The organism is Desulfocurvus thunnarius, assembly GCF_055390965.1.
On sequence record NZ_AP042411.1, the window covers coordinates 2261600 to 2279320 of the forward strand.

General features: G+C 69.0%; 16 protein-coding genes. 15 read left to right on the forward strand and 1 reads right to left on the reverse strand.

Annotation, left to right across the window (positions count from 1 at the left end):
- Positions 1 to 97: 97 nt before the first annotated feature.
- The 8 genes from ACZ5KV_RS09875 (at position 98) to gmd (ending at position 10184) form a co-directional block, all read left to right on the forward strand.
- Positions 98 to 1159 (forward strand): 3-methyl-2-oxobutanoate dehydrogenase subunit beta, encoded by a 1062-nt coding sequence (locus tag ACZ5KV_RS09875; RefSeq protein ID WP_464239132.1) that lies wholly within the window; start codon positions 98 to 100, stop codon positions 1157 to 1159.
- Positions 1159 to 1899, forward strand: a complete 741-nt coding sequence (locus ACZ5KV_RS09880; protein WP_464239133.1) for a thiamine pyrophosphate-dependent enzyme — start codon at positions 1159 to 1161, stop codon at positions 1897 to 1899. The genes ACZ5KV_RS09875 and ACZ5KV_RS09880 overlap by 1 nt, the downstream gene beginning before the upstream one ends.
- Positions 1899 to 2435 (forward strand): 2-oxoacid:acceptor oxidoreductase family protein, encoded by a 537-nt coding sequence (locus tag ACZ5KV_RS09885; RefSeq protein WP_464239134.1) that lies wholly within the window; start codon positions 1899 to 1901, stop codon positions 2433 to 2435. The genes ACZ5KV_RS09880 and ACZ5KV_RS09885 overlap by 1 nt, the downstream gene beginning before the upstream one ends.
- 132 nt (positions 2436 to 2567) lie before the next feature.
- Positions 2568 to 5378, forward strand: a complete 2811-nt coding sequence (locus ACZ5KV_RS09890) for an FAD-binding and (Fe-S)-binding domain-containing protein (protein ID WP_464239135.1) — start codon at positions 2568 to 2570, stop codon at positions 5376 to 5378.
- A 242-nt stretch (positions 5379 to 5620) separates the two neighbouring features.
- On the forward strand, positions 5621 to 6694 hold the full coding sequence (locus tag ACZ5KV_RS09895; RefSeq protein ID WP_464239136.1) for an ABC transporter substrate-binding protein: 1074 nt from the start codon (positions 5621 to 5623) through the stop codon (positions 6692 to 6694).
- A 361-nt stretch (positions 6695 to 7055) separates the two neighbouring features.
- A complete protein-coding gene (locus tag ACZ5KV_RS09900; protein ID WP_464239137.1) occupies positions 7056 to 8258 on the forward strand; it encodes a DUF3179 domain-containing protein in 1203 nt (400 codons plus the stop codon).
- Between the two features lie 6 nt (positions 8259 to 8264).
- Positions 8265 to 9032, forward strand: coding sequence for an HAD family hydrolase (locus tag ACZ5KV_RS09905; RefSeq protein WP_464239138.1), 768 nt, complete (start codon positions 8265 to 8267; stop codon positions 9030 to 9032).
- Positions 9033 to 9095: 63 nt separating this feature from the next.
- The gene (gmd, locus tag ACZ5KV_RS09910; RefSeq protein ID WP_464239139.1) at positions 9096 to 10184 is read left to right on the forward strand and encodes a GDP-mannose 4,6-dehydratase; all 1089 of its coding nucleotides are present in this window, start codon (positions 9096 to 9098) and stop codon (positions 10182 to 10184) included.
- Positions 10185 to 10273: 89 nt separating this feature from the next.
- On the opposite strand, the gene ACZ5KV_RS09915 is transcribed toward gmd, so the two are convergent.
- A complete protein-coding gene (locus ACZ5KV_RS09915) occupies positions 10274 to 10930 on the reverse strand; it encodes a class I SAM-dependent methyltransferase (RefSeq protein ID WP_464239140.1) in 657 nt (218 codons plus the stop codon).
- Positions 10931 to 11202: 272 nt separating this feature from the next.
- Between ACZ5KV_RS09915 and ACZ5KV_RS09920 the strand changes: the two genes are divergently transcribed.
- The 7 genes from ACZ5KV_RS09920 (at position 11203) to ACZ5KV_RS09950 (ending at position 17711) form a co-directional block, all read left to right on the forward strand.
- The gene (locus ACZ5KV_RS09920; protein WP_464239141.1) at positions 11203 to 11769 is read left to right on the forward strand and encodes a helix-turn-helix domain-containing protein; all 567 of its coding nucleotides are present in this window, start codon (positions 11203 to 11205) and stop codon (positions 11767 to 11769) included.
- 12 nt (positions 11770 to 11781) lie between these two features.
- Positions 11782 to 13431 (forward strand): AMP-binding protein, encoded by a 1650-nt coding sequence (locus ACZ5KV_RS09925; protein ID WP_464239142.1) that lies wholly within the window; start codon positions 11782 to 11784, stop codon positions 13429 to 13431.
- A gap of 55 nt (positions 13432 to 13486) precedes the next feature.
- Positions 13487 to 14038: a helix-turn-helix domain-containing protein gene (locus ACZ5KV_RS09930; protein ID WP_464239143.1), complete on the forward strand. Its 552-nt coding sequence runs from the start codon at positions 13487 to 13489 to the stop codon at positions 14036 to 14038.
- An 89-nt stretch (positions 14039 to 14127) separates the two neighbouring features.
- Complete coding sequence (locus ACZ5KV_RS09935; protein WP_464239144.1) at positions 14128 to 15774, forward strand: AMP-binding protein; 1647 nt, start codon at positions 14128 to 14130, stop codon at positions 15772 to 15774.
- A 150-nt stretch (positions 15775 to 15924) separates the two neighbouring features.
- Entirely contained in the window at positions 15925 to 16959 is a 1035-nt protein-coding gene (locus ACZ5KV_RS09940; RefSeq protein WP_464239145.1) for a GGDEF domain-containing protein, read from the forward strand.
- Positions 16960 to 17093: 134 nt separating this feature from the next.
- Complete coding sequence (locus tag ACZ5KV_RS09945; protein WP_464239146.1) at positions 17094 to 17258, forward strand: hypothetical protein; 165 nt, start codon at positions 17094 to 17096, stop codon at positions 17256 to 17258.
- Between the two features lie 3 nt (positions 17259 to 17261).
- Positions 17262 to 17711 carry a VanZ family protein gene (locus ACZ5KV_RS09950; protein ID WP_464239147.1) on the forward strand — a complete coding sequence of 150 codons (450 nt, stop codon included), beginning with the start codon at positions 17262 to 17264 and terminating at the stop codon, positions 17709 to 17711.
- The last annotated feature ends 10 nt before the right edge of the window (positions 17712 to 17721 follow it).

The following is a 17721-nucleotide window of genomic DNA, read 5'->3' on the forward strand; positions in this document are numbered from 1 at the left end:
GGGCAGCCCCGGGCGGCGGTTTGCAGCGAACTTCTTGCGGAGCCTTGCGGCATCCCCAAAGGCTCCGGACACAAAGCGTATGTAAGTGAGGCGTATTATGGCTGAAATGATGAAAGGCAATGTCGCCATCGCCGAGGCGGCCGTGCGGGCGGGCGTGCGTTTCTACGCCGGGTACCCGATCACGCCCTCCTCGGAGATCATGGAATACCTGGCCAAGCGACTGCCGGAACTGGGCCGTCAATTTATCCAGTCGGAGAGCGAACTGGCGGCCATCAACATGGTCATGGGCGCCGCCGCCTGCGGGGTGCGCGCGCTCACCGCGTCGTCCGGCCCCGGGATCAGCCTGAAGCAGGAAGGCGTGTCGGTCCTCTCCGATGAGGAACTGACCTGCGTCGTGGTCAACGTCGTACGCTACGGCAACGGCCTCGGCACGTTGTTCTCCTCCCAGTGCGACTACTTCCGGGAAACCCGGGGCGGCGGCAACGGCGACTACCGCTGCATCGTGCTCTGCCCCGCATCCGTCCAGGAAGCCGTGGACCTGATGCGCACCGCCTACGAACTGGCGGAGAAATACCGCGTGGTGACCATCTTCATGACCGAGGGCGCCCTGGGCCAGATGATGGAGCCCTGCGACCTGCCCGATTTCATCGAGCCCCCCAAGCTGCCCTGGGGCTTCGACGGCAAGTACAGCTACAAGAAGATCGGCATCTTCGAGCGCGATTCCATGAAGGAAGCGGTGCTGCTGAACAGGAAGTACGAAACCATCCGGGCCGAGGAGCAGCGCTGGGAGTCGGAAAACGTCGAGGACGCGGACTACGTGTTCGTGGCCTACGGCCTGCCCGGCCGCGCGGTCAAGGGCGTGGCCCGTGAGATGCGTGCCCAGGGCCTCAAGGTGGGCCTGATCCGCCCCATCACGGCCTGGCCGTTCCCGGTCAAGGCGTTCGCCGAAGTGAACCCCGGAGTCAAGGGGTTCATCACCGTGGAAGCCAACGCCACCGGGCAGCTTGTGGACGACGTGGCCCTGGCCGTCAAAACGGTGTTCCGGGACCGCTACATCCCGACGCACGCTCTGCCCTGCGTGTACGGCCTGCCCTCGCGCAAGTTCATCATGGACGGGTTCGGGCAGGTCGTGTCCGGCGCCCGCAAGGAGGTGTACTAATGGCCGTTTCGCGTAGAGTCCCTGCCATTATCGACAGGGAGACCGGATTCTGCCCCGGCTGCGGGCACGGCATCGTCATCCGCCTGATCGCCGAATGCCTGGAGGAACTCGGGCAGGACGACAACATCGTCTTCCCCATCGGCGTGGGCTGTTCGAGCCTGCTCGGCGGCGGCCTCGTCACGGACCGCCTGCACTGCCCGCACGGCAGGGCCTCGGCCGTGGCGACCGGCATGAAGCGCTGCATGCCCGACGTGACCATCGTGGCCTACCAGGGCGATGGCGACGCCTACAGCATCGGTATCGCGGAGACCCTGAACGCCGCCTACCGCAATGAAAACATCACCATGATCGCCATCAACAACACCAACTTCGGCATGACCGGCGGCCAGATGAGCTGGACGACCATGCCCGGCCAGAAGACCACCACCTCCCCCAAGGGGCGCGACTGCTCCGTGACCGGCAATCCGCTACGCTTCCCCGAGCTGGTGGCCAGCCAGTTCGACGTGGCCTACGCGGCGCGCGGCGCGGTCACCAGCCCCAAGCGGATCATGACGGTGAAAAAGTACATCAAAAATGCCCTGGAAGCCCAGGTCAACAAGGAAGGCTACTCCACCGTGGAGGTGCTTTCGCCCTGCCCGACCAACTGGGGGCTGGACGTGCTCGGCGCCATGAAGCGCATCGAGGAGGAAATCATCCCCTACTATCCGCTGGGCGAATTCAAGAAACGGGAGGAACGCTGATGCGCGAGATACTCTTTGCCGGACTGGGGGGCCAGGGCGTGTTGACCTGCGGTCTGATCGTGGCCGAAGTTGCCCTGTTCAACGGGCGCACCGCGACCTGGAGCCCCTCCTACGGCTCGGCCATGCGCGGCGGCTCGGCCAACTGCACCGTGAAGTACAGCGAAGACATGGTCTTCAACCCGTCCCTCGACGAGCCCGACCTGCTGCTTGCGATGAGCGAGTCCGCCCTGACCATGTATGGGGCGCTGGTCAGGAAAAACGGTATCATCCTGGCCAACAGCGACCTGGTCGGCGGCGAGGGGTTTGCGCGTGCGGACGTGTCCATGCACCGGGTGCCCTGTTCCTCGCTGGCCCAGAAGATCGGGCAGCCCAAGGGCGCCAATATCATCATGACCGCGGCCATCCTCAAGCTGCTCAACGACTTCAGTTTCGAGGACGGCATGCGCGGCATGAACAACATGTTCCGCAAGAAGGGCAAGGAGAAATTCGAAAAGGGCAACACCGCGGCGTTCGAGGCGGGGTATAACGCGGTATGACGCCGCGCCGGCCCCGCACAGACGGCTTCCCGTGCGCCCGGGCGGGCCTCGCGCCCGCCCGGGGCACCGCGCGGACCAGAACCCTCAGCCCCCGCCCAGAAGCGACGGAGCATGGTCCCCGAGGAGTATTCCATGGCTGATTTCACCCGGTTCATCCAGGAGGCCAAAAGCGGCCTTTCGGAACGGCAGGTGTATACCGACGAGCTGCTGGTCAAGGCCTATTCGGTCGACGGCAGCCCCTTCGAGCCCATCGCCAGGGTGGTGGTGGACATCTACAACCCCGAGCAGCTCGGCCTGCTGCTGGACATTGCGCGCAAGACCGGCGTCAGCCTGACCTATCGCGGCTCCGGCACCGGCGTCAGCGGGCAGACCATCGCCCGCGACGTGACCGTGCGGCTGCCCGGCCCCTATTGGAAGCGCATCGACGTGCTGGACGACGGCGAACGCGTCCGCGCGCGCTGCGGCGTCATCGGCGCCGAGGTCAACGCCGCCCTGAAGCCGTACGGCCGCTACATGACCGCCGACCCGTCGTCGATCAGCGCGGCCAGCATCGGCGGCATGGCCGCCACCAAGGCCGCCGGGCTCGGCTGCACGGTGGACAAGAACCTTTACAGCATGATGACCGGCCTGCACTTCACCCTGGCCGACGGCACCGACGTGGACACCGAGGACCGGGACAGCGTCGCGCGCTTCCGCAAGAGCCACGCCGCGATGCTGGAAGAGCTCGCGGCGCTCAGGGCGCGCATCATGGGCGACGACACGATGCGCGAGACGATCGTCCGCAAGTTCCGCATCCGCAACACCAACGGCTACAGCCTGAACGCCTTCACCGACTTCGAAGACCCGGTGGACATTCTCGCCCACCTGCTGATCGGCTCCGAGGGCACGCTGGGATTCATCCATTCCATTACCATCCGCACCGAGCGCGTCCGGCCCTACCGTTCGACGGCCCTGGTCGGTTTCTCCTCCCTGGACGACGCCATCCGGGCCGTGCTGCTGCTGGAAAAGCGCTGCTCCATGTATGCGGTGGAGTTCCTGAACCACGTGTCCCTGAACGCCCTGATGCAGTTGCCCGCCTTCCCCGGCTTCCTGCGCGGGCTGGGCAGCGACGCCTGCGCGCTGCTGCTGGAGACCAATGCCGAGACGGAAGAGGCGCTGGCCCGCAACGTGGCCGAGGTGGTCGCCGTCTTCGAGGAGGTCAAACCCGTTTCACCGGTCAATTTCGAAACGGACCCCGCCGTCTGCGAGTCCCTCTGGAACGTGCGCCGGGCGCTCTTCCCCCTGCTGGCGGGCACCCGGCATCCGGAGGAGTTCGCCTATTCGGAAGACTACTGCGTGCCGATCAACAACCTGCCCCAGGCCTGCCGGAGCTTCGTGGAGATCCTGCACAAGTACGGGTTCACGAAGTCCGGCGTGCACGGGCACGCCCTGCACGGCAACATCCACTTCTCCATCCCCCTGCGCATCAACGATCCGGTGGCGATCGGCGATGTGGCCAAGGTGATCGAGGAAGTGGCCGTGGTCGTGGTCGGCCTCGGCGGCGCGCTCAAGGCCGAGCACGGCACGGGCCGGGCCGTGGCGCCCTTCATGCGCCTGGAGTGGGGCGAGGATCTGGTCCGGGTGATGTATGCGCTCAAGGGGATCATCGACCCCCTGAACATCATGAACCCCGACGTGATGCTGAACGAGGACCCGAACTGCCACCTTACGGGCCTGAAATACGCGGTCGCCGTGGATTCCATCGTGGATACCTGCATCGACTGCGGGTTTTGCGAATACGTCTGCCCCTCCGGCGGCGTGGGGTTGTCTTCCCGGCAGCGCATCTACACGCTGCGCACCATCGCGGGCCTGCGCAAGGACGGCAAGAACGCCCTGGCGGACAAGTGGGAGGCGGCCTTCCGACGCATCGGCGTCGACCTGTGCGCGGCCGACGGCCTGTGCGCCACGCGCTGCCCCCTGGGCATCGACATCGCCGGGTTCATGAAGAAACTGCGCGGCCTCGGGCATTCGTCCTTCGCCAAAGGCATGGCCTCGTCCGCGGCCCGGCACTTCGGCCTGCTGGAAGGCGCGGCCTCGGGCATGCTCTCTTTCGGCTCCGGCGCACACAAGCTGCTCGGCCACCACCTGGCCGAGGCGTCCGGCGCCCTGACCAGGGCCGTGACGGGCATGAAGGTGCCGGACCTCAACGCGGTACACCTGACGGGCGGCGCCCCCGCGCCCCGGGGCAGCGTCACGCCCGGCGCCCCGGCGGTGGTCTATTACCCTTCCTGCGCGGTGCGCATGATGGGCTACAAGGATGCGGACGGCGCCCGGGAGGAGTCGCTCATGGATGTCACGGTGCGCCTGCTGAAAAAGGCGGGGTACTCCGTGATCCTTCCGGAGCAGGCCAAGGGCCTGTGCTGCGGCAAGATGTTCGAAACGAAGGGCCTGCACGAGCAGGCCGACGCCAAGCTGAAGGAGCTGGAGACCGTGCTCCTGGCCCTGAGCGGGAACGGGGAAATTCCGGTGCTGTGCGAAACAAGCCCCTGCGTGGCGCGCATGAAAAAGAAAATGGACAAGCGCGTTTGCATCCAGGAGCCCGTGGCCTTCGTGCTGGAGCGGCTGGTGGGCAGGCTGCATTTCGTCAGGAAGGAACGCAAGGTGGCCCTGCATCCGACCTGCTCCATCCGGGAGATGGGCCTGGTGGACAAATTCCGGGAAGTGGCCGAACACTGCGTGACTTCGGTGGTCATTCCGGAGGGCATCTTCTGCTGCGGCTTTTCGGGCGACAAGGGCTTCACGCACCCGGAGCTGAACGCCTTCGCGCTGCGGCACCTGGAGGAGCAGATCAAGGACTGCGAGGAGGGCTACAGCTCCTCGCGCACCTGCGAGGTCGGCCTGACCCTGCACGGCAAGAAACCGTACCGGAACATCCTGTACCTTGTCGACGAGTGTACGCGATAGGGGCGCCGCGCGTATTTTCGGCGGGGCCGTGGGGGCTCCTGCGCGGTTGATGGTGTTGACGACTCTGGGAGGAGCCTTGCTCCCGTTTCCGGCATGTGAGGGCCGCCCGGGTCCGGCAGACGTGCATGGGGCCGTTTGCCGGGGCCGGGGGCCGGGGGCGGGATGCTCCCGGCGGAGTACGGGGCGGGGCCCCGCAAGAGCACAGGGTCGCCGTCAAATTGAGCGAACAAAGGGAGGAAGCCATGAGAAAGCTGCTGATCGCCGTCCTGGCGGGCCTTGTTCTGTGCTGCGCCGTTCCGGTTGTCGCCGCCGACAAGCCGGTCAGGATAGATACCTGCTGGATTGACGAATCGCCGGGCTTCAACATCTGGTATGCCAAAAAGATGGGCTGGGACAAGGAGGAGGGCCTGGACATCGTCATGCACCTGTTCAACAGCGGCCCGGCCCAAATGGAGGCCCTGCCCGCCAAGCAATGGGTGCTCGGCTCCACCGGGGCCGGGGGCCAGCTCACGGGGGTCATCCGCTACAACGTCTACTCCGTTGCCGCGACCATCAACGAAGGCATCAACCAACTGTACCTGCGGCCCGGCCATCCGGCCACCAAGGTCAAGGGCTGGAACCCCGACTACCCGGAGGTTTACGGCAGCCCGGACACGGTACGGGGCATGAAGATACTCTATACCACCCAGACCACCGTGCATTACCTGATCGGCAAATGGCTTCAGGTGCTGGGGCTGACCTTCGACGACGTGACCATGGTCAACATGGACCAGTCTTCCGCCGTTCCGGCCTTCGAGCGCAACATCGGCGACGCGGTCGGCCTGTGGGCGCCGTTTGTCTTTGCCGCGCAGCGCAACGGCTGGCTTCTTGCCGGAACCGGGGATTCCCTGAAGGTGCCGACCGTCGCCTCCTATGTGGGCGACCGGGAGTGGTGCGACCAGCATCCGGACCTGGTGGCCAAGTTCCTGCGCGTGCATTTCCGGGTCGCCAGGATGATGCGCGAGGAGGGCCTGAGCGACCGCATCGTGGAGTTGCACCGCCAGTACATGAACGAATTCTGCGGCATCCGCATGACCCAGGAGGAATCCAGGGCCGACCTGGAACTGCATCCCCGCTGGACGTATGAAGAGGTTCTGGAGGTCATGGACCAGAGCGCGGGCCTGTCCAAGGCCGAGCGGTGGCAGAAGGAAATCGCGGACTTTTTCGTCGGCATCGGCCGTTTTTCCAAGGAGGAAGTGGCCAGGCTGGACCGCCGCGACGTGGTGACGGACAAGTTCCTCAAGCTGGTCGAGCAACCCATTCCCGACTGGAAGTGATTTCGGGAAAACCTCCGGAGGCCTTTGCCGGTTGCCCCGGCGGCCCGCGCTGACGGGCCCTGCCGCGCAATCTCCGTCTCCGAGCGGGCCCCTCGCCCTGCCGTAGTCCGCTCTCCCTACGGCGTGGCGGGGGGCTCGTCTTTTTGCGCGGCCCCCCGGGCGGGATGCCCAGGGGGCGCGCCTTTGGGCCGCCGGAGGCCGATCGGCCCGCAGGCCGCGTGCGCCGCCCCCGGACCTTCCGCTCCCCGGGGGCTTTGCACGGCCGGGGGGCCCGTGCTATGGCGGGATGGGGCCGAACGGGCGGCGGCGCGATGGGTGTGCCGTTGCCGCCGGCCGGGTTGTATCGGGAACCGGGGGAAGCATGAGCCTGTCCGTCGTAATGCGCGCCTGGGCGCTGGGGGTGCTGCTGCTGGCCTGTCTGGCCCAGCCCGGGGCCGCGCAGTCGACCACCAGCGCCTCCGACGAAATCAACCCGCCGCCGCCGGACCCGTATGCGCATCTGCGCGAGTTCCTGATGGGCGACGAACGGGTGCGCGAGTTTCCCCGCGCGGTGGACGCGCCGGAGTTCATCCCGGTGTCCGACGCCGCCCTGTACCTGGAGCGCGAGGCCGGGGTGCTGGTGGAAGAGCCGGTCCGCGAGGGCGGCCCGGTGTTCATCTATCCGCGCGACATCCTGGTTCGCCACGAGGTCCTGAACCTGCAGGACGAGGGCGGCGCGCGGCGCAGCGTGACCTACAGCCCGCTCACGGGCAGCGTGGCCGGGTACATGGGCGCCCTGGGCGCGCGCAGCTTCGCCCTGGGCACCACCGGGCAGTTCCTGAACATGAACCGCGTGCTCTACGACCGGGCGACCAACAGCCTGTGGCCGCAGATCATGGGCGAGTGCATTTCCGGGGCGCTGCGCGGGCAGACGCTGACGCGCTTCCCGCTGCTGTGGACGCGCTGGGGGCTGGCCTCCAAGCGCTGGCCCCAGGCCCGGGTGCTCTCGCGGCACACGGGCTTTCGCGTGCAGTACGACCGCGACCCCTACGGCTCGTACCGCCGCGACGGCACATGGTACACCACGGGCGAGCCGACCCAGCCCCTGAGCCACAAGGACGCGCGGCTGGCGGCCAAGGAGCGCGTGCTCGGGCTGCGGGTTGGCGAGGCGGCCCTGGCCTTTTCCGAGGCCGCCGTGCGCCGGAGCGGGGTGGCCTCGGCCACGGCGGGGCTGATTCCCCTGGCGGCCATCCTCGACCCGGCGCTGGACGCGGTGCGCGTATTCCACGCCGAGGCCGACGGCCGGGCCCTGACCTTCGTGCGCGTGGGCGGCACGCTGCTGGACGAGCAGACCCGCTCGCGCTGGTCCGTGGAGGGCCGGGCGCTGGAGGGCCCCCTGCGGGGGCTGGCCCTGGAGCGGGTGGCGGCCATGGACTGCATGTGGTTCGCCTGGGCGGCGTTCCACCCCGGGACGCTGCTGTGGACCGGGCCGGGCGATCCGCTGGAAGCCCTGCCCGACGGCCCGGCGGACCCCGGGACCAGCGTCCTGCCGACGATGATGCCCAGCACGGCCCCGGAGATGTGACCCGCCGTGAAGGGAATCGCCTGCGCTCCGGCCCGGCTGCGGGCCGTGGTTTTCGATTTCGACGGCACCCTGGCCGAGCCGGTGCTCGACTTCGGGCACATGCGCCGCGAACTGGCCGGAGTGGTGCACCCTTTCGTGCCCGGGGCGCGGCCGTCGCCGCATGTTCCGGTGCTCGAATGGCTCCAGGGGCTGGCCGTCGAGGCCCAGGCCCGCGAGGCCGGGGCGGGCCCGGCGCTGCTGGCGGCGGCCCACGCGCGCATCCAGGCCCTGGAGGTCGAGGCCGCCGGGCGCACGCGGCTGTTCCCCTTTGCCCGCGCGCTGCTGGCCGGGCTGGCCGCGCGCGGAGTGGGCACGGCGGTGGTCACGCGCAATTGCTCCCGCGCGCTGAACATGGTGTTCCCCGACGCCCGCACGGTGGTGGGCGCGGTGCTCACGCGCGACGACGTGGCGCGGGTCAAGCCCGACCCCGGGCACCTGGGCGCGGCCCTGGCGGCCCTGGGCGCGGCGCCCGGGGCGGCGCTCATGGTCGGCGACCATCCCATGGACGTGGAGACGGGCCGTCGCCTGGGCACGCTCACCGCCGGGGTGCTCACCGGAGCCGGAGGCCGGGCGGCGCTGCTGGCCGCGGGGGCGGATTTCGTGCTCGGCGACTGTGCAGGGCTGCCCGGGGTGCTGGCCCTGGCGGGGCTCCTGCCCGCCGGGGAGGGCGCCGGGGCTCCGGCCCGGGGCGCCCCGGGCCCGGGCCGGGTGGACAGCGCGGGGCACCCGGCATAGACTCGCCGGGCGGGCCCCGGCCCGGTGCGGACGGCCCGGCAACCCTCAACCCCACGGCAGGCCATGAAGAAAAAAGCCCTCATTACCGGCATCACCGGGCAGGACGGCGCCTACCTCGCCCAGTTCCTGCTGGAGAAGGGATACGAGGTCCACGGCATCAAGCGCCGTTCGTCGCTCTTCAACACCCAGCGCGTGGATCATCTCTACCAGGACCCCCACGAGACGGGCCGCCGGTTCATCCTGCACTACGGCGACATGACCGACTCGACCAACCTGATCCGCATCGTGCAGACGGTGCAGCCCGACGAGATATACAACCTCGCGGCCCAAAGCCACGTGGCGGTGTCCTTCGAGACGCCGGAATACACGGCGGACACCTGCGCCCTGGGGCCGTTGCGGCTGCTGGAGGCCGTGCGCATCCTGGGCCTGGAGCGCAAGACGCGCCTGTACCAGGCCTCGACCTCCGAGCTGTACGGCAAGGTGGTCGAAACGCCGCAGACCGAGAAGACGCCGTTCTATCCCCGCTCGCCCTACGCGGCGGCCAAGCTCTACGCCTACTGGATTTGCGTGAACTACCGCGAGGCCTACGGCATGTATGCCTGCAACGGCATCCTCTTCAACCACGAGTCGCCCCTGCGCGGCGAGACGTTCGTCACGCGCAAGATCACCCGGGCCCTGGCGCGCATCAGCCTGGGGTTGCAGGACTGCCTCTATCTGGGCAACCTCGACGCCCGGCGCGACTGGGGCCACGCCCGCGACTATGTGGAGATGCAGTGGCTCATGCTCCAGCAGGACGAGCCCGACGACTACGTCATCGCCACCGGGGTGCAGCATTCCGTGGCCGAGTTCGTGGAGTGCGCCGGGCGCGAACTGGGGCTGGACATCCGCTGGCAGGGCCAGGGCCGCGACAAGACCGGAACGGACGCCGCCACCGGGCGCACGGTCGTGCGTGTGGACCCGCGCTATTTCCGGCCCACGGAGGTGGAGACGCTGTTGGGCGACGCCACCAAGGCCCGCGAGAAGCTGGGCTGGACTCCGCGCATCGACTTCGCCGCGATGGTCCGCGAGATGGTCCGCGCCGACCTGGACGAGGCCCGGCGCGACGATCTGTGCCTGCGCGAGGGCTTCCCGGTGTTCAACCACCACGAATAGGGCGGGAGCCCGGGCCCCCTCGGCACGACCTGCCGCCCGGAGCGCTTCGGCGCTTCGGGCGGCGTTGTTTTGGGGCGCCGCCAGTGGGGTCAGGCCGGGGTCAGGACGTAGAGGCCCACGGCGCCAAGCAGGAAGGAGTCGGCAAGGGTGCAGGCCAGCCCGGTTTCGCGGGCCAGGGGCCGCAGGCCGCCGCCAGTCAGCCAGTGGCGATAGTGGTCGTGGTGTTCGGCCCCGGCGGCGCGTTCGATGGCGCCCACGGCCAGGTGCCCCAGGCGCCCGGCCGCCCCGCGCGGGGGGCGGTAGTCGAGCACGAGCACGGCCCCGCCCGGGGCCAGCAGGCGCCGGGCTTCGGCCAGCAGGCCCAGGCCCGTGGCCCGTGGCCGCTCGTGCAGGGCGAAGCCGATGCTGCACAGGTCGAAGGCGGCGTCGGGCCAGGGGGTGGCCGTGGCGTCGCCCGCCACCAGTTCGACCCCCGGCGGGCACTGGCGCCGGGCCCGGGTCAGCATGGCCGGGGAGCGGTCCACCCCCGCCGCGCGCAGCCCGGCGGCGTGCAGCAGCATGAGCTGGCGGCCCGTGCCGCAGCACAGGTCGGCCGCGCTGGCGGCGCCGCGTTCCACGGCCCGGCGGGTCAGGCGGCGGCGCAGGGGCGCCAGGAGCGGGCCGGTCAGCGGATCGTAGAGCCGGGCGACGGCGGCGTAGTCGTCGGAGGCGGCGGGGCCGCCGGAAGGGTGGGGCGATGTGGGCATGGGTGCTCCTGGCCGCGCGGGGCGCGGGGTTCCCTTCAGGATAGGCCCTGTGCGCGGCCCTGGCAATGCGCCGGTGGGTTCCGCGCGGAATGCGGCCCCGGCCTGGAACTTTTGCGCATGCAATTCTCAGGGAAACCGTGGGGTTCCCGCTGTTGCCTCGGGCCGGAAAGTACCGTAGTGTGCGCCCCTGTGGGGGGCGTTGTACACAGTGGGGGTCGCCGCCCGCACATCCCTTTCCGAAACAACCAGAGAGTGCCAAGCGGAGGTAGCCCATGGAACGCGGCAAGATCGGCGCGCGCATCAAGACGTGGCGCGAGCGGAAAAATCTGACCGTCGAGCAGCTCGCCGAGAAGACCGGCCTGGACCCCAAGTTCATCGAGGCCATGGAAGAGGGCGCGGCGGCTCCGGCCCTGGGGCCGATGGTCAAGCTGGCCCGCGCCCTGGGCACGCGCCTGGGCACCTTCACCGACGACGAACTGTCCGACGACCCGTGCATCACCCGCGCCGCGACGCGCACTCCCGACAGCGCCGTGCAGGCCAGCGGCGGCAAGAACCTGGCCATGACCTACCACCACCTCGGTCACGGCAAGGCCGACCGGCACATGGAGCCCTTCTTCATCCGCCTGGACCCCGAGGACGGCGAACCCGCCCTGTCCTCCCACGAGGGCGAGGAGTTCGTGGTCGTGGTGTCCGGCCAGGTGGTGCTGCGCTACGGGCAGGAGGTGCACACCCTGTCCGCCGGCGACAGCATGTACTACAACTCCGTGGTGCCGCATCATGTCGGCGCCGGGGGGAATCAGGCCGCCGAAATCTACGCCGTGATCCACGTGCCCTTCTAGCGGGAGGCCCTTATGACCGACAGACCCGCAGTTCTCGACGTGACCCTGGGCCAGATCCTGGACGAAACCGTGGCCAACTGGCCGCACCGCGACGCGGTGGTCTACGTGGACCGCGACTTCCGCCTGACGTGGAGCGAGTTCGGCGACCTGGTGGACCGCTTCGCCAAGGGCCTCATGGCCCTGGGCGTCGAGCGCGGCGAAAAGGTCGCCGTATGGTCCACCAACGTGCCCTACTGGGTGGCCCTGCAATTCGCCACGGCCAAGATCGGCGCCGTGCTGCTCACCGTGAACACCAGCTACAAGAGCCACGAGCTGGAATACCTGCTGCGCCAGTCCGAGTGCGAGAACATCTTCGTCATGGACGGGTTCTACGACACGGACTACGTGCTGACGCTCTACGAACTGGTGCCGGAGCTGAAGACCCAGCCGCGCGGCGAGCTGGCGTCCGAGCGCTTCCCGCACCTGCGGCGCGTGGCCTTCCTGGGGCCGCAGAAGCACCGGGGCATGTACTCCGTGCCCGAGATCCTGGCCCTGGGCAAGACCGTGACCGCAGGCGACTACGCCGCGCGCCAGGCCGGCCTGCACCCCGACGACGTGGTCAACATGCAGTATACCTCGGGCACCACGGGCTTCCCCAAGGGCGTGATGCTGACCCACAAGTCCATCGGCAACAACGGCTTCTGGATCGGCGAGAACCAGGGCTTCACCGAGCGCGACCGGGTCTGCCTGCCGGTTCCGCTGTTCCACTGCTTCGGCTGCGTGCTGGGCGTGCTGGCCTGCGTGAGCCACGGCTCGGCCATGATCATCCTGGAAAAGTTCGACCCGGTGATGGTCATGCAGAGCGTGGAGCGCGAGCGCTGCACGGCCCTGTACGGCGTGCCGACCATGTTCATCGCCGTGCTCCAGCACGACCTGTTCACGCGCTTCGACTTCTCCAGCCTGCGCACGGGCATCATGGCCGGGTCGCCCTGCCCGGTGGCCGTCATGCGCCAGGTCATGGACAAGATGTACATGAAGGACATCACCATCTGCTACGGGCTGACCGAGTCCAGCCCGGTGATGACCCAGACGCGCATGGACGACGACATCACCCGCCGTACGGCCTCCGTGGGCCGGGCCATGCCCGCCGTGGAAGTGCTGGTCAAGGACCCCGAGACCAACCGGGAGAGCCCGCGCGGCACCCAGGGCGAGGTCTGCTGCCGGGGCTACCTGGTCATGAAGGGCTACTACAACAACCCCGAGGCCACGGCCCAGGCCATCGACGCCGACGGCTGGCTGCATTCCGGCGACCTCGGCGTCATGGACGAGGACGGCTACGTGTCCATCACCGGGCGTCTGAAGGACATGATCATCCGCGGCGGCGAGAACATCTACCCCCGCGAGATCGAAGAGTTCCTTTACCACATGGACGGCGTGAAGGACATCCAGGTGGCGGGCGTGCCCAGCCGCAAATACGGCGAGGAGGTCGGAGCCTTCGTGGTGCTCAAGGAGGGCGCGAGCCTGACCCCCGAGGACGTGCAGGACTACTGCCGGGGCAAGATCGCCTTCCACAAGATCCCGCGCTACGTGACCTTCGTGGACACCTATCCCATGACCGCCAGCGGCAAAATCCAGAAATACAAGCTGCGCGAGATGGCCGCCGGGCTGTGGCCCGACGCCTAGGCGCCGCAACGGGGCCGGGCGGCGACCGCCCGGCCCAAGCCAGGAGAAGACATTTATGGAAAAGGCCTACAAGGAGATCGCCCCCCGGCTGGCCGGACTGCGCGACGCCCTCGGGCTCTCGGTGGACCAGATGGCCGCCCGCCTGGGCGTGGAGCCCGAAAAGGTGGCCGCCTACGAGTCCGGCGCCGTGGAGATTCCCGTCAGTTACCTGTTCACCGTGGCCCAGGAGTGCGGCATCGACCTGACGGTGCTGGTTTCCGGCGGCGAGGCCCACCTGCGCCAGTATTCCCTGGTGCGCCAGGGCGAGGGCCTGTCCGTGGAGCGTCGCAAGGACTACGACTACAAGAGCCTGGCCTACCGCTTCACCGGGCGGCGCATGGAGCCCTTCCTGATCCGCGTGCCGCCCAAGGCGCCGGAGCAGGTCAACACCGCCACTCACGCCGGGCAGGAATTCATCTACATGCTCGAAGGCCGCCTGGAGATCACCCTGGCCGGGCGCCCCGAGGTGCTGGAGCCCGGCGACAGCCTCTATTTCAACTCCGAAACCCCGCACGGCCTGCGCGCCCTGGGCGAGTCCGACGCCCTGTTCCTCGACGTGATTCTCTAGGCGTCCGGCATCCGCCCCACCGGACGCCCGCCCCGGGCACGGCCCCACGGCATCCCAACGCGCACCCAGCAGACCGAGCGAGGCAGACCATGCAGAAAATCACTCCCGCAAGCTACGAGCAATTCCTCAAGGAATTCGCCCTGGACATCCCCGAGAAATACAATTTCGCCTACGACTTCCTGGACGCAGTGGCCGCCGCCGACCCCGGGCGCAAGGCCCTCGTCCACGTGGCGCCCGACGGCTACCGCCGTGAATACACCTTCGGCTGGCTGGCCGAGGCCTCGGCCCGGCTGGCCGGAGCCCTGGCCGCGCGCGGCGTGGCCAAGGGCGACCGGCTGATGCTCATCCTCTACCGGCGCGTCGAGTTCTGGGTGGCCATGCTGGCCCTGCACCGCCTGGGCGCCGTGGCCGTGCCCTCGCCGAACCTGCTCACGGTCAAGGACATCGTCTACCGCGTCCAGGCCGGGAACATCGTCGGCGTCATCGCCGAGGACTCGGTGGTCGCCACGGTGGACGCCGCCCGGGCCCAGTGCCCGGGGCTGCGGACCCTGGTCCAGTGCGGCCCCGGCATGCTGCCCGAGGGCTGGGCGCACTATGAGCACATCTGCGCCGGGGCGGCCCCGGCCTTCCCCCGGCCCGCCGACGCCGCAGGGGGCGCCGACCCGCTGCTGATCTTCTTCTCCTCGGGCACCACGGGCCAGCCCAAGATGGTGTTGCATACGCACACCTACCCCATGGGGCACTACGTCACCGGCGCCCACTGGCACGACCTGCGCCCCGGCGACCTGCATCTGACCGTGGCCGACACGGGCTGGGGCAAGGCCGTGTGGGGCAAGATGTACGGCCAGTGGATGGCCGGGGCCACGGTGTTCGTCTACGACTTCCGGGGCAAGTTCCACCCCGGGGAGCTTCTGGCCGTCATGGCCCGCGAGGGCGTGACCACCTTCTGCGCCCCGCCCACGGTCTACCGCTTCCTGGTCCGCGAGGACCTCTCGAAGTTCGACCTCTCGCGCCTGCGCCACTGCACCACCGCGGGTGAACTGCTCAACACCAGCGTGTTCGAGGACTGGAAGCGCCTGACCGGCCTGCCCATCTACGAGGGCTACGGCCAGACCGAGACCACCTTGCAGATCGCCACCTTCCCGTTCATGGCGCCCAAGCCCGGGTCCATCGGCAAGCCCGTGCCGGGGTGGGACGTGGTGCTGCTGGACGCGGGCGGCCGACCCTGCGGGGAGGGCGAGGAGGGCGAAATCTGCATCCGCCGGGGCGACGCGCCGATCACCGGTCTGTTCTGCGAATACGTGGACGAGGCGGAGAAAACCGCCCTGGCCATGGCCGACGGCGTCTACCACACCGGCGACAAGGCCTGGCGCGACGAGGACGGCTACTACTGGTTCCTGGGCCGCGTGGACGACCTGATCAAAAGCTCGGGCTACCGCATCGGGCCCTTCGAGGTCGAAAGCGCCCTGGTGTCGCACCCGGCGGTGGTCGAGGCCGCCGTCACCGGCGTGCCCGACGAGGTGCGCGGGCAGGCGGTCAAGGCCACGGTGGTGCTGGCTCCGGGAGCGGAAGGCACCGACGCCCTGCGCCGCGAGTTGCAGGACCACGTGAAGAAGGTCACCGCGCCCTACAAGTATCCCCGGATCATCGAATTCGTGGCCGAGTTGCCCAAGACCATTTCGGGCAAGATCAAACGCGCCGAGATCCGCCAGCGCGACCTGGAAAAAGGCTGCTAGGCCGGGCCTTCCCGGGCCCGGCACCCAGGGCGGCGGAGATGGCTCCGCCGCCTTGCCTTTTGGGACACATTGAGAGATAATTACGAAAATCTCTAGAAAGCTGTGGTCGGGAGGGGGCCCGGGGGCTCCGTCCGTGCCTTGGGAAGGGCGATGCACGACAAGACCAGGGTCCTTGAAGTCCTGCGGCGCAACGAGGCCATCCGCGTCAAGTTCTTCGAGGTCGAAAGCGAAATCCTGACGATCCTCAAGTTCGAGGATCTCTTCGCCCGCCTGGTCTGCCTGATCCGCACCAAATTCGACATCCCCCATGTCTGGATCACCCTGTTCGCCGACGGCGAGCTGGCCGGGCTGCTGGACGGCATGGAGGCCCCGCGGGGGGCGTGTCCCATGGTTCTGGCCGAGCGCGGGGCGGTGCTGCCGCTGCTGGCGGGCCGTGGCGCCCCCGTGCTGGACAACAGCGCCCTGGAGCGCTTCGCCCCGCTCATGCCCGACCCGGCGCCCCGGGGCCTGGGGTCCCTTGCCGTGGCGCCGCTGACCCTGGACGGGCGGCTGGTGGGCACCCTGAACCAGGCCGACACCTCGCCCCGGCGCTTCCGCCCCGACATGGACGCCACCCTGCTGGCCCAGTTGGCGGTGAAGGTCTCGCTGTGCCTGTCCAACGTCACGGCCCACGAAAAGCTGGCCCGGCTGGCCCTGTGCGACCCGCTCACGGGCCTGCTCAACCGCCGGGCCATGGAGGAACGCCTCCAGGCCGAGTTCCTGCGCGCCCAGCGCTACGGGCAGGTGCTCTCCGTGGCTTTCATCGACATGGACGACTTCAAGGGCGTGAACGACACCCTGGGCCACGACGCGGGCGACGCCATGCTGGCCTTCTTCGCCGCCCGCCTGCAGAAGATGGCCCGCAAGATCGATTCCTGCGCGCGTTTCGCGGGCGATGAGTTCGTGGTCATCCTGCCCAGCACCGCCGCCGCCCAGGCCCGGGCCTTCATGGACCGCGTGGAGCAGTTCTTCCACTATTCCCCCGTGCCGGGCATCGACCGGCTGGTGCGCTTCAGCGCCGGGGTGGCCAGCAGCGCCGATCCCCGGGCCACCTCCCCGGCCCTGCTGCTCAAATGCGCCGACGAGGATCTCTTCGCGCGCAAGGCCGCCCGGCCCGGCCTGCGGCGCGCCGCGGGCCGGGCCTGAGCGGGCCCCGCAACCGCGGCACCCCGGGGCATACCCCTCCATCGCGCGGGCTTTTCTCCCGCGCCCCAACCTGCTAGGGTCCGAGGGCGCGCAGTTCCACATTTCCACGCGGCGCCCTGCGCCGGGAGCGATCAATGCAAGAAGCCGTCTTCAGGGGCGTCCTCATCGGCGGGGCGCTGGGCATCATGGCCACCTACGTCCTGGGCATGGAACCGGCCCGGGCCTTCTTCCTCGGCGTGGTCTGCGGGCTGCTGGCCGGGGCCACGCGCTACGCCATCGCCCGGCGGCGCAAGAAGTAGCCCATGGCGCCGGGGCGTCTCTGGGCCAGGCTCGCGCCCTGGCGTTGGCATCTGCTGCTGGCCGTGGGCGTGGTCCTGCTGGTCCACCTGTCGCTGTTTTCGGATTTCATGCCCGCCTACCGGCGGCTCTTCGGCCGCGTGACCCTGGACAACGTGCTGCACGTCGCGGCCTTCGCGGCCCTGGGGCTGGTGGCGCCCCTGGCGCCGCGCAGCCGGGCCCGGGCCCTGGGCGTGCTGTTGGCCCTGCTGCTTCTGGGTTTCGGCCTGGAGCTGGTGCAACTGGCCATCCCCAACCGCCGCTGCCAGCTTTACGACGCCCTGGGCAACGCCCTCGGTCTGGCCGTGGGCGGGGCCGCCGGGTTCGCCCTGCGCGCCTGGCTGCGCCGTTCGCGCGGAGGGAAGCCTGGGGACGGTGCGTGCGACCTGAGTGCTGATGAGCCTCCGGCGGCTTAAGGGCTGTCGC